The organism is Fundidesulfovibrio terrae (genome assembly GCF_022808915.1).
Lineage (GTDB): Bacteria > Desulfobacterota > Desulfovibrionia > Desulfovibrionales > Desulfovibrionaceae > Fundidesulfovibrio > Fundidesulfovibrio terrae.
This window is the reverse complement of sequence record NZ_JAKZFS010000004.1, coordinates 362,386-374,689: the sequence shown is the minus strand read 5'-3', so window position 1 is coordinate 374,689 and position 12,304 is coordinate 362,386. Positions and strand designations below refer to the sequence as shown.

The window sequence follows — 12,304 nt, the reverse complement described above, 5'->3', positions numbered from 1 at the left end:
TCACAGCGCCGCCCGGATGCGCCCCGAAGGGTCGCGAGCGGCCAGGGCCGCCTCGAAGGCCGCCGCCTTGCCTTTGGCCAGCGCCTGCTCGCGGGCCAGGCGCAGCTCGTCCAGGCCCGCGTCCACCCGGAAGGCCCGCAGGTCGGCAAGGCCCAGGGACATGCCCAGGCGGAAATCCTCGCGGTTTCGAAGCGACATCTCGGAGAGGTAGGCCATGCGGGCCAGCTCGCTTCCGGGCAGGTCGCGCAGCAGGGCCTCGGCTTTGCGCAGCACGGGCAGGTTGCCCGGCGTATGCGTCAGGCTCAGGAGGTAGCACTCGCTGGCCGTGGCCGGGAGGTGGCGTTGCGGATCGAAGGGGAATCCGGGCCGCCAGCGCCGGCCGCGGCGGGCCAGCCTGTCCCCCAGGACGGCGTATAGGCCGGCCGGGGTGACGGCCTCCCCGGCCGGTTCGCCTGAGGCGGCCGCGAACGCGCCAAACGCGGCCCGGGCCAGCTCGAATTTATCCTGGCGCAGGAACAGGACGCACAGGCACACCTGAAAAGAGACGTCGCCGGGGGCGAATCCGGCCGATGCGAGCAAGGCGGCCAGCGACAGGGCCTGCCGCGGCTGGCCGGCCCAAGTCAGCAGGCGAAGCGCCGCCGTGACGCATTCGGGATCGTCCTGGAATTCCTCCAGGAGGTCCAGGACATCCTCCAGGCGGCCGGGCAGAAGCGAGGATTCCAGGCAGTGCGCGGCGGCCAGGGCCAGCAGTCTGCGGTGCTCCCGGGCGCTCGGGGAGCGGGGCGCGGCCCGGTGGGCCAGCTCTCCCAGGGACACGAGTCTGTTTTCGGGCCGATGGTCGTGCCCGCAGCGCTCCCAGGCGGCCCGGCCCATCTTCTCGGCCAGCCCGTCCCGCCGGGAGTAGAAGGCCATGACCTCCAGAAGCTCCAGGCCGTCCTCGTAGGTGACGACCTCCCGGCCGGGCTCGAAGAGTTCCTCCAATCCGTTGTCGCGCGCGGGCTCCAGCACTAGGCAGCCCTGGGCCGTGGCCGCGAAAAGGCGGTGGGTGGTCTCCCCCAGGATGGATTCGTTGGGGGCCAGGCGGGCCTGAGCGTACACGCCGGGAACCTCGGGGTGGGGGATGTCCGTCTCCACCCGGATGGGATGCCGGGACAGAAGCAGTTCCGTGAACATGCGCCGAAGCGGCCGAAACTGCGTCACCCGCCCCACGAAGGCTGCGCCGTGCGCTCTGCGGGAGTGAGGAACCCACGGCCCCGGGGTCTCGCTCCAGGTGATCCAGGCGGCGGGGCCCGCGCAGGCCTGGGCCAGTGGCCCGGCCTGCGCCTTCTGGGTACTGGCCACGGCGTCGAACAGTCCGGCGTAAGGGGCCTGCCAATAGTGGTTCAGGTGCGGGTCCCTGCTCCAGAACAGCTTGGGGCAGCGGAACTTCTCCAGGCCTTTGAGCAGGGTGCGCGGGGCGAGCACCTCGTCCTGGATGATGACGTCCGGGGTGACGCCCCGGGTTTCAAGTTCGGCGGCCAGATCAAAAATGCCCGGACCGGGAGTGACGATGAGCGTCTCGAAGGGCAAGGCGTCCAGCCAGGCGGCCAGGCCCGGGGAGACGTAGACGGCGAGGGGCCGCGCGCCGCTCATGCGCGTGCGGCGGCCCCGGCCAGCTCGGCGAAGCGGAAGCAGCTGGCGAGGTGGTCGTTCACGATGCCGGCCGACTGGAGGTAGGCGTAGACGCTGGTGGACCCCACGAACTTGAACCCCCTGGATTTCAGATCGCGGCTCACGGTGTCGGACAGCGGGGTCACGGCCGGGACCTGGTCCACGCGCTCCCAGGCGTTGACCACGGGACGGCCGTCCACGAAACCCCAGAGATAGTCCGCGAAGCTGCCGAAGCTGCCCTGCACCGCCAGAAAGGCCCGGGCGTTCAGGGGCGCGGCCTCCACCTTGAGGCGGTTGCGGATGATGCCCGGATCGGCCAACAGGCGCGCGTGCTCCTTGGGACCGTAGGCGGCCACCACCTCGGGGATGAAGCCTCCGAAGGCCCGGCGGAAGCCCTCGCGGCGTTTGAGGATGGTGTACCAGGACAGCCCGGCCTGGAAGCCCTCCAGCACCAAAAGCTCGAAGAGCGCCCGGTCGTCGCGAAGCGGCGTGCCCCACTCCCGGTCGTGGTAGTCCACATAGAGGGGGTCGGAGCCCGGCCAGGGACAGCGCACCCTTGCGTCCGGGCCGTCCGGATGCGGACCCGCAGCCGCGCTCACGCGCCTTTCCCGGCCAGGTACAGGTCCATCTTCTCGGAGAAGAGGTACAGGCAGTCCACCATGAAGGCGTATTCGGGACACTCCTGCCGCCACAGGGCCATGACGTCCTTGAGCTGCGCCCTGGCGGCCTCCACCTCGGCCACGGTGTCGGCGTTGTTGATAGCGGCCAGGAGTTCCAGGTATTCATCGGAGGAAAAGGCCGTGAGCACCGCCCGGCTGATGCGCTCCTTGTCGAGCCCGTCCCAGACTCCTTTCATGATCGCTCCTTGATTTTCAGATGGTTGACCAACGGGCCGCGAGGTTCCCTCCCGGCGCGTTTGGGACTATACTCGGGCCATGCCCGAAGCACAGTACGCCAAGAACCCCGGGAGGTCCATGTGGCCGCGCCAGGCGACGTTCTCATAAGCGTGGTGACGCCCAGCCGGGGCGACCGCCCGAACGCCCTGGCCCTGGCGGCAAGGAGCCTGGACGAAGCCGCCGCGAACGCCGTTTCCGCCGGGCTCATGCGGCCGGGGCAGGTGGAATGGCTGGTGGGATTCGACGGCGTCAAGGGCGTACGGCCCGAAACGACAGTGCCCGCAACCTTCGTGGACTTTCCCAAGAGCGGCAACTTCGGCAACTACATCCGCGACCGCCTGATCGGGCTGGCCCGGGGGGCGCGCCTGATGTTCCTGGACGACGACAACGCGCTGACCCCGAACGCCCTCGCGAGCTTCCTGTCGCATCCGGAGGTCGAGATGGTCATCGCCCGCATCGACGTGGGCCGCGCCTTCGACATCCCCTACCTCCCCCGGCCCGGCACCGCCGAGGAGGCCGTGCGCCAGGGCAACATCGACCCCCTGTGCCTGTGCCTCTCCCGGGATCTGGTCGCGGGACGCGGCCGGGGTTGGGGCGGGGAAGGCGGCTACGAATCGGATTTTTTGAACATCCGCCGCTATTTCCAGCGCGCCCGAAGCGTCGCGCGCATCGACGACGTGGTGGGCGTGTACGATGCGGGCCGGGGACTGGACCCCGAGGGAGTCAACCCCCGCCAGGCCAAGTCCGGGGACCGGACCTCGGACTGAACGCGGCCGCGCGCCCCACGCGGCGGCACCCGGAGCGTCATGTTCATCCTCGACCACAACTCCCCCGACCCGCTCTACGCGCAGCTCGCCAGGCAGATCAGAGAACGGGTGCTGTCCGGCCGGTTGCCTGCGGGCGCGAAGCTCCCGTCCGTCAGGGACCTGGCCGCGGAGCTTTCGGTCAGCCGAAACACGGTGGAGAACACCTACCTGGAGCTTACCGCCGAGGGGTACGTTCACGCCCGGGCCCGAAGCGGCTATTTCGTGTCCGCCCTGGACCACGAAGCCCCTCCCCCGACCGCGAAGCGAAAGCTGCGAGGGCCGGACGCCGCACCCGGGGCGGATCCGGGGGCCGGGCCGCCCTGCCGCTACGATTTCCATCCGGCCAAGCTCGACCCGCACAGCTTCCCCGCGCCGCTGTGGCGCAAGTATTACCTGGAATGCCTGCGCGAGAGCTCCGGCGAACTGGCCCGCTACGGCGACGGGCAGGGAGAACGGGAGCTTCGCCAGGCCGTCCGGGAGTACCTGGACCGCTCGCGCGGCGTGGCCTGCTCTCCGGAGCAGATCGTGGTCTGCTCCGGGCTGCAGCACGCCCTGGGCATGGCCGCGACCCTCGTCAAGGACACGCACCCCAGGGTGGGCGTCGAGAACCCGGGCTATTTCCTCCCCCGGTCCGTTCTGCGCAACAACTCCCTGGAGGTGGTCCCGGTCGCCGTGGGCCCCGGCGGCATGGACATCGACGCTTTGAAGGACAGCGGGAGCCGCGTGGCCTACGTCACCCCCTCGCACCAGTTTCCGCTGGGCCACGTCATGCCCGTGGGCACCCGGCTTAAGCTCATCGACTGGGCGCGGGCGGGCGGCAACGTCATCATCGAGGACGATTACGACAGCGAACTGCGCTACCAGGGAAAGCCCATCCCCTCGCTGCAAGGGCTTCATCCGGAGGGGGACATCATCTACCTGGGCACGTTCTCCAAGATTCTGTCCCCGGCGCTACGCCTGAGCTACATGGTGCTCCCCCGCTCCCTGCTTGCCCGCTACCACGAGCTTTTCCGCCACTACCAGGCCCCGGCTTCGCTCCTGGAACAGCGGACCCTGGCCAGGTTCATGGCCCAGGGCCACTGGGACCGGCACATCCGGCGCATGCGCACCGGCTGCAAGAAAAAGCACAACGCGCTCCTGCGCGCCGTGGACGCCCATTTCGGGGACAAGGCCGAGATCATCGGCCAGGGGGCGGGACTGCACGTGGTGTTGCGGATTCCCGGCATGGCCCTTGGCGAGCGGGAGCTGATCCGCCGGGCGGGCGTGGCGGGCATACGGCTGTTCCCGTTCTCCGAGACCCTGGACGGAGGCGGCGGCGCGGAAGGCCTGCTGCTCCTGGGATTCGGCTCCATGGCCCCCGAGGAGATCGACCGGGCCACGCGGCTGCTCGCCGGGATATGCCTCGGCCGGGACCTGCCGGACACGGACTGAGGGGCGACCGCGCCTCAAGCGCCAGCCTGACCTGGAAGCGCTCCCAGCGCCCCGACCGTCTGTCCCCATATCTTTTTTCGAAACTGCACCTGTCATTCCCCGCGGATTTCTCTACAACGCATCATGACGCCCGGGCCGCACCGGCGAGCCTTCACCGCCTGATCCTGCCAGGGAACGGGCGCGATCCCGCCAGGCATGTGCGCGCGGCGTCGTTTCCAAACAACGAATTGAATGGAGAGTACGGTTATGATTCCTGAAAAAATGCTCGAGGTCATAAAGAACGAAGGCGTGGCGGCCATCGCCACCCAGGGCGAGGACGGCCCGCACTTGGTGAACACCTGGAACAGCTACCTGAAGGTCATGGACGGCGGCCGCATCATCGTCCCCGCCGGGTATTACCACAAGACCGAAAAGAACGTGGCCCACGACAACCGGGTGCTGATGACGGTGGGAAGCCGCAAGGTGACCGGGAAGAACGGCCCCGGCGCGGGGTTTCTCATCCGGGGCACGGCCGCCTTCGAGACCTCGGGACCGCATTTCGAGGCCGTGGCCAAATTCAAGTGGGCCCGGGCCGCGCTGGTGATCACGGTCACGTCGGTGGAGCAGACCCTCTAGCCACGGCAGGCGTTTCCCGGGCGACCGGGGATTGAAACAACGGCCGGGAGCGGACGGATCGTATCCGCCCGCTCCCGGCCGAAATTTTTTGGCGCATGGCTGCGCTGCGGCCCCCAGAATCCACAGGCCCGAGAGATTCGGGCGGCCGCAGCGGCGCGCTGGATCCAAGGCCGGTGCCGCATGGGCCCCGTGCGCCGGTCACCCCGAGCGGCAGGAGCGCCCGGCAAAGCCGGCGCTACTGCCCGGCCTGCTCAGGCTGCTCGCAAGGCGTCAGCTGCCCCTTGGCCATCCAGGCCAGGGCTCCGGTGCTCGAATTCTCCGCGTACTCCATCACGATGGACGAGCCCTCGCTCACGTCGAAGCGCCAGGAGCGGTCTCCGCGCACGTTGGGCGGGCTCTCCAGGGGCGTTCCGTAGGTGTCGCTGAGCTTTGTCAAAAGAATCAGGTGGTTCACCTGTCCGTCGTAGCGGGTGAGCACCCCGGAGAGCTTGTCCTTGCAGAAAACGTAGACGATCTCGCGCATGTGCGCGCCCATGACGTCCATGTCGTCGTCGGGGACCGTGTAGTACTTGAGCTCCCCTTCCTGCTCGCGCAGGTCGGGCTCCTTGAGGGCCGTGAGCGGCGCGCCCCAGGGCAAGTTGCGGAAGCCGCCTTCGGGCGCCTTGGCGGACGCGCCCTTCTTGGACTTGCCCTTGGACGGATCTTTGCCCTTCTTGGACTTGGAGCCGCTCTTCGACTTGGATTTCGAGTCGGACTTGGATTTGGATTTCGACTGGGACGATTTTTTCGCGGAGTCCTCGGTCTTGGCCCAGGACGCCGGAGCGGCCAGCGCCAGGCAAAGGCCCAGGCACACGATGCGGATGAAGGTCTTCATGGAGGAAGCAAGTAGTAAAAGCCCGGCCCCGCATCAAGCGGTCCGGGCCTTAAAATTCGTTAACCATGGTTTCCCCGTCCCGGGAAGGTCCACACCTCTCCCCCGGGGCCGCCGCGAGACTGCGGGCGCGCGCCTGAACCGCCGGACTCAGACCGCCTTGTCCAGGACGCCCTTGCCCATGCGCTTGATGTTCTCCGAGAGCTTGACCAGTTCGTCCTGGGGAATCTTGAGGATGACCTTCTTGCTCTGGGCGTCCGTCACCTCCACCTGCACATCGCCGGAGCTGTCGTCCATGGTCTTGAAGTGCAGGTTCACTCCCTTTCCCTCGAAGTAGACCTGGGCCTTCTTGAGCAGTTCCTCGGCCTGGCCCTTGTCCAGGGGATGGCCCGATGCGTCCTGGTCCTGGCCGTCCTGGCTCTCCACCGGACGGGCCTTTTCGTCCTGGTGCTTCACTGCGGCCGTAGCGCGCTCCTGATCCAACGCCGCCACCACGACGTCTTTCGGTGTTTCGGTCGGTTGTATGTTCATGGCCCACCCCTCCCTGGATGAAACCCAAACCGTTTTCCGGTTTCGACACCTTCCTTATCGGATATTCAGGGGCCGGACTTTAGCTTTCCGCCTTCCTTCGGCCGCCAATTGCGGAAAACGCAACGATATGTTAGAAAAACATAAATATTGGTCAATGGTTGCGAATGGTCACCCCAGGCGAGGCAGGACAATCATGGGCAACGCCGTAAACGCCCCCTGCTCTCCAGGCAGTGGTCCATCCGCAACACCGGCCAGGCCGGAGGCGCTCCGGCATCGACCTCGATCTGGAAGGAGTTTATTCATGCCGGCTCCTGAGGTGGTCTCGACGCGAAACGTTTCACTTTGCATCCTTGCGCTGTTTTTTTGTTTCTTTGCCTCGCCCGCGCGGGCTCAGCTGGCGATTACGACTCCAATCCTGACGTCCGCCCAAAATTTCAGAGATCTTGCGGGAATTTCGGCGAGCAATGGAGGGACCGGATTCGTCAACCCGGCCAGCAACTTCGGAGTGATGCGAACCGGGGTAATCTATCGGTCCGACCAACTGGGCTCTCTCAACACCGCGGACCTGGCAACCATCTCTCGGCTCGGCATCGGCCGGGATATCGATTTGCGAACCCCGGCAGAAATCAGTCAGACGCCCGATGTGGTTCCGATTGGAGCCGCGTATACCAACGTCAACATCTATGGCACTCCGGCTCCCGTGCCCGAGCCGCCGTTTACCGCTCCCCCCTCGGTTGCGATCAGTTTCATGCAGGCCGCTTACCAGTCATTTGTCACCGATCCGGTCCAGCGGGCGGGATTTCGCACCGTCTTGATCACCCTGGCCAATGACCCCCATGCCGATGTGTACCACTGTTCGGGCGGCAAGGACCGCACCGGCTGGACGTCCGCCATCCTCGAAAGCATCGCTGGCGTGTCGCCGGCGACCATCATGAACGACTATCTGGCCACCAACAGCTATACGGCCGCATTCATCACGTCTTCGCGGGCGGCCATCCTCTCGCAAGTGCCGGGAGCGAATCCGGCGACCGCCAATGCGCTGTTGGGGGTTCAGTCCAGCTATCTCCAGGCCGGGCTCGACCAGGTGATCTCCTCCTATGGGTCGATGTACGGCTATCTGACTCAGGGGCTGGGGCTCACCCTGGCGGACATCTACGTTCTGCGCGCCAAGATGGTGAACTACCTCATGTTGCCCGGGCAAGCCGGGTCAGCCGGAAACGCCGCCTCCGGCGCCGCTTTCCTGAATGCGTTGCAGAACTCCCCCCTGTCGGGCCGCTACACCAGCTACAATTACTATCTGCAGTCCGCCGTGGACGAGGGCACGCTCGGGGGCGTCCAGACGCAGGTCGGCGGCCAGGTGCATGCCGATGCCGCCTCGTATCTGCTGCGCCAGCCCCAGCGTATCGACGAGGCCATCACGCCCTACGCCAACGGCCGCGATCTCGGCGAAGGGCAGACCCGCGTCTGGCTGGCGGGCTTCGGGGGCAACTTCTGGTCCGATGGCCGCAACGGCGCTGCCCGCAGCACGGAGTACAGCGCCGGGTCGATCATCGGGGCCACGCGCCGCATCAACAATCAGGCCAGCGTCAATCTCGGCGTCGGCTACAATTGGGGGTCGGTCGCAAGCGCCGACGCCACCGCCACCATCAACACCGTTCTGGCCACGATTGGCGGACGGTACGGGTTTTCGGCCCTCGACGCCGGCCCGTATGTGGAGGCGCGCGCGGATGCAGGCTGGGTCGACTACCAAAGCAGACGCGGCCTGGGCGGAGGCCTGGGAACCGCCACCGGCAGTACCAACGGCGCCGTATACGGCGGCCGGGTTGGTCTCGGCGACGTTATTTACGCGGCTCCGTTCACCGTCGCCCTGCAGGCAGGGGTTCGCGTGTCCGGTGTATCCCTCGGCAGTTTCAACGAAAGCGGAAGTGACCTCGCCCTGCACGTCCATGGCATGGGCAAGACGTCTTCCAGCTTGCTGGCCGACCTGGAGGTCAGCCTTGATCGGCAACAACTCGGCGCCTGGACCATAGCGCCTGCCGTCACCCTCGGATACGAGCGGGTGCTCGGCAATCCCCAAGCCGAAAGCATCGGGACGCTCTACGGTCTCGCCGTGAGCCAATCCTCAGCCTACGACAGCCACGACCTCATGAAGGCCGGTTTGGGCGTAACGGCCGAGCGCGGCGCGTTCACCGCCAAGGCCCGGTGCGATGGCGTAATCGGTGACGGGGCACACAGCGCCGGCATCAGCGGACAACTGTCCCTTGCCTACAGTTTTTAGGAGGACAACTCCGTCCTGGACGGCTCCCGGCGGAGCATGTCCCTCCCGGCCATTCTTGACTTGCGGGACGTTTTCATAAAAAGTCCTGGCCTCCCTTATTTCGCCACTCCGGAGCCAAACGTGAAACCAGCCCCGTCGTCCGTGTCGTTCCCCAAGCTCGAGGAAGAAACCCTCGCTTCCTGGAACGAAGACCGCATTTTCTGGAAGTCCCTGGAAAAGACCAAGAACGGCAAGCCCTACGTCTTCTACGACGGCCCGCCCTTCGCCACTGGCCTGCCCCACTACGGCCACATCCTCACCTCCTACGTGAAGGACACCGTGCCCCGCTACTTCACCATGCGCGGCCGCTTCGTGGACCGCACCTGGGGCTGGGACTGCCACGGCCTGCCCATCGAGTACGAGGTGGAGAAGAAGCTGGCCATCTCGGGCAAGGCCGAGATCCAGGAGTACGGCATCGGCAAGTTCAACCAGAAGTGCCGGGACATCGTGCTGGGCTACGCGGGCGAATGGGAAAAGGCGGTCAACCGCATCGGCCGCTGGGTGGACTTCTCCCGCCAGTACAAGACCATGGACCTGACCTTCATGGAGAGCGTGCTCTGGGCCTTCTCGCAGATGTACGAGAAGGGCCTGGTCTACGAGAGCCCGCGCGTGGTGGCTTACTGCAACCGCTGCATGACCCCGCTCTCCAACTTCGAGACCGGCTTGGACGACTCCTTCCGCGAGCGCGACGACATGGCCATCACCGTGCGCTTCCGGGAAAAGGCCGACCCCACCCGTTCCTTCCTGGCCTGGACCACCACCCCCTGGACCCTGCCCTCCAACCTGGCCCTGGCCCTGGGCGCGGACATCACCTACGCCCTGGTGGAAATCGCCCCGGACGACAAGGTCTGGATCGCCAAGGAACGCATGGAGGCCTACAAGAAATTCCTGCCCGAGAACCCGGTGATCGTGGAGGAGGCCAAGGGCTCGGCCCTGGCCGGCCTCCGCTACGAGCCCCTGTTCCCCTACGCCGTCAGCGAGAAGAACCATGTGGTGCTGGAGGGCTCCTTCGTGGACACCTCCACGGGCACGGGCATCGTGCACATGGCCCCGGCGTTCGGCGAGGACGACTACAACCTGTGCACCTCCAAGGGCATCGAGATCTTCGACCCGGTGGACCACCAGGGCAAGTTCACCGAGGCCGCCCCCGACTTGACCGGCACGGGAGTGTTCGAGTCCAACAAGGTCGTCGCCCGCCGCCTGCGCGAGACCGGGGCCCTGTTCGCCCAGGAGAACTACCGCCACAGGTATCCCCACTGCTGGCGCTGCGACCAGCCGCTCATCTACCGGGCCATCTCCAGCTGGTACGTGAAGGTGGCCGACAACCGCGACAAGCTGCTCGAGTGCAACGAGCCCATCAACTGGGTGCCTAACCACATCGGCACCGGCCGCTTCAAGAACTGGATCGCCGACGCGCGCGACTGGTCCGTGTCGCGGAACCGCTTCTGGGGCACGCCCATCCCGGTGTGGCGCTGCGGAACCTGCGGCACCCTCGAAGTGCCCGGCTCCATCGCCGAGCTCGAGGCCAGGAGCGGCCAAAAGATCGAGGACCTGCACCGCCCCTTCTGCGACGAGCTCGGATGGTCCTGCTCCAAGGACGGATGCTCGGGCACCATGAAGCGCGTGCCCGAGGTGTTCGACTGCTGGTTCGAGTCCGGGGCCATGCCCTACGGCCAGGCCCACTACCCCTTCGAGAAGAAGGAGTGGTTCGACGCCAACTATCCGGCCAGCTTCATCGTGGAGTACATCGCCCAGACGCGCGGCTGGTTCTACACCCTGCTGGTGGAAGGGGCGCTTTTAAAGAACCAGGCCCCCTTCACCAACTGCATCTGCCACGGCGTGGTGCTGGCCGAGGACGGCCGCAAGATGTCCAAGCGGCTGAAAAACTTCCCCGACCCCATGGACGTGGTGAACAAGTACGGCTCGGACGCCCTGCGCATCTACCTGCTCTCCTCGCCGGTGGTGCGCGGTCTGGACCTGCGCTTCTCCGAGCGCGACGTGGAGGACGCGGTCCGGCGTTACCTGATCCCCTTCTGGAACGTGTTCCACTTCTTCACCTCCTACGCTGCCCTGGCCACGGGCTATGAGCCCAGGCTCATCGATACCGCCACGGAGCTGGCCGACCGCCACATCCTGGCCGAGCTCGAGGAGTTGCGCAAAGCCGTCGAGGCAAACATCGAGGCCTACGACCTGCCCAAGTGCTACCAGGCCATCCTGACGTTCGTGGACACCCTGTCGGGCTGGTACGTGCGGCTGAACCGCCCCCGCTTCTGGACCGACGCCATCAACGACGACGCCCGCCAGGCCTTCGACACCCTCTACACCTGCCTGGTGGAAGCTTCGCGCGTCTTCGCGCCCTTCATCCCCTTCGCCATGGACCACATCCACAAGCACCTGGCAGGCGAGTCGGTGCACCTGGCCGACTGGCCCCAGGCCGTTCCGGGACGCGAGGACCTGAAACTCACCGCCGAGATCGACACCGTGCGCCGCATCATCGAGTGCGGCCGGTCCATCCGCGAGAAGGTGCGCATCAACCTGCGCCAGCCCCTTTCGGCCATCCTGGTGGCCGGTGTGGACAAGGCTACCGTGGAGCCCTACCGCGCGCTCATCGAGGAGCAGGTCAACGTCAAGGCCGTGGAATACCCCGAAAGCCCCGAGTCCTTCGCCAGCCGCGCCGTGCAACTGGACGCCAAGAAGCTCGGGCCCCTCTTGAAGGGATCCTTCGGGCCCACCCTGGCCGCCGCCAAGGCCGGAAACTACGAGATCGGGCCGGACGGAGCGCTCACGGCCGCCGGAACCCGCGTGGAGCCCGGCGACTTCGTGATCGCCTGGCAAGGACTCAGCGACGGCGTGGGCGTTGCAGCCGACAGGGGGCTGGTGACGGGCCTTGAGCTTGCCGTGACGCCGGAACTGAAGAGAGAAGGCGCGGCCCGGACGCTCAACCGCCTCATCCAGGACCAGCGCAAGAAGCTCAATCTTGCCTACGACCAGCGCATCCGGCTTGGCATCGAGGCCGACGGCGTGTGGAAAGAAGCCCTGGAGGCCCACCTGGGCTGGCTCACCGAGCAGTGCCTGGCCGTCGATGTGGCGTGGGCGGCAAGCGCCCCGCAGATCGAGGTCGAGGACGAGAACGGGAAGCTTCGGGTGGAAGTGACCGGGAAGTAAAGAGAAGAGGATGATGCCTCCG

The 12,304-nt window shown here is 66.5% G+C and carries 10 protein-coding genes; 5 read left to right on the top strand and 5 right to left on the bottom strand.

Annotated features, from left to right (window positions below):
• From ML540_RS17850 to ML540_RS14485, 3 genes are read right to left on the bottom strand one after another with little or no spacing between them, the layout of a single operon-like run.
• On the bottom strand, nucleotides 1–1,632 hold the full coding sequence (locus ML540_RS17850) for a glycosyltransferase family protein (protein ID WP_279343449.1): 1,632 nt from the start codon (nucleotides 1,630–1,632) through the stop codon (nucleotides 1–3).
• Nucleotides 1,629–2,204, bottom strand: a complete 576-nt coding sequence (locus tag ML540_RS14490; protein WP_243362562.1) for a DNA-3-methyladenine glycosylase I — start codon at nucleotides 2,202–2,204, stop codon at nucleotides 1,629–1,631. Before ML540_RS14490 ends, ML540_RS17850 begins: the two co-directional genes overlap by 4 nt.
• A gap of 41 nt (nucleotides 2,205–2,245) precedes the next feature.
• Nucleotides 2,246–2,506: a hypothetical protein gene (locus ML540_RS14485; protein ID WP_243362561.1), complete on the bottom strand. Its 261-nt coding sequence runs from the start codon at nucleotides 2,504–2,506 to the stop codon at nucleotides 2,246–2,248.
• Between the two features lie 120 nt (nucleotides 2,507–2,626).
• Here ML540_RS14485 and ML540_RS14480 point away from each other — a divergent pair, with 120 nt between their 5' ends.
• The 3 genes from ML540_RS14480 (at nucleotide 2,627) to ML540_RS14470 (ending at nucleotide 5,398) form a co-directional block, all read left to right on the top strand.
• Complete coding sequence (locus tag ML540_RS14480) at nucleotides 2,627–3,313, top strand: glycosyl transferase (protein ID WP_243362559.1); 687 nt, start codon at nucleotides 2,627–2,629, stop codon at nucleotides 3,311–3,313.
• 39 nt (nucleotides 3,314–3,352) lie between these two features.
• The gene (gene pdxR / locus ML540_RS14475) at nucleotides 3,353–4,783 is read left to right on the top strand and encodes a MocR-like pyridoxine biosynthesis transcription factor PdxR (protein ID WP_243362557.1); all 1,431 of its coding nucleotides are present in this window, start codon (nucleotides 3,353–3,355) and stop codon (nucleotides 4,781–4,783) included.
• Nucleotides 4,784–5,029: 246 nt separating this feature from the next.
• Nucleotides 5,030–5,398 (top strand): pyridoxamine 5'-phosphate oxidase family protein, encoded by a 369-nt coding sequence (locus tag ML540_RS14470; RefSeq protein ID WP_243362555.1) that lies wholly within the window; start codon nucleotides 5,030–5,032, stop codon nucleotides 5,396–5,398.
• Between the two features lie 235 nt (nucleotides 5,399–5,633).
• Here the strand turns inward: ML540_RS14470 and ML540_RS14465 are convergent, their stop codons facing one another.
• Both ML540_RS14465 and ML540_RS14460 read right to left on the bottom strand, forming a co-directional pair.
• Entirely contained in the window at nucleotides 5,634–6,272 is a 639-nt protein-coding gene (locus tag ML540_RS14465; RefSeq protein WP_243362552.1) for a hypothetical protein, read from the bottom strand.
• 147 nt (nucleotides 6,273–6,419) lie between these two features.
• Nucleotides 6,420–6,800, bottom strand: coding sequence for a flagellar protein FlaG (locus ML540_RS14460; protein WP_243362550.1), 381 nt, complete (start codon nucleotides 6,798–6,800; stop codon nucleotides 6,420–6,422).
• Nucleotides 6,801–7,101: 301 nt separating this feature from the next.
• Between ML540_RS14460 and ML540_RS14455 the strand changes: the two genes are divergently transcribed.
• Both ML540_RS14455 and ileS read left to right on the top strand, forming a co-directional pair.
• Nucleotides 7,102–9,078, top strand: a complete 1,977-nt coding sequence (locus ML540_RS14455; protein ID WP_243362547.1) for a tyrosine-protein phosphatase — start codon at nucleotides 7,102–7,104, stop codon at nucleotides 9,076–9,078.
• A 120-nt stretch (nucleotides 9,079–9,198) separates the two neighbouring features.
• The gene (ileS, locus tag ML540_RS14450) at nucleotides 9,199–12,282 is read left to right on the top strand and encodes an isoleucine--tRNA ligase (RefSeq protein WP_243362546.1); all 3,084 of its coding nucleotides are present in this window, start codon (nucleotides 9,199–9,201) and stop codon (nucleotides 12,280–12,282) included.
• Nucleotides 12,283–12,304: the final 22 nt, after the last annotated feature.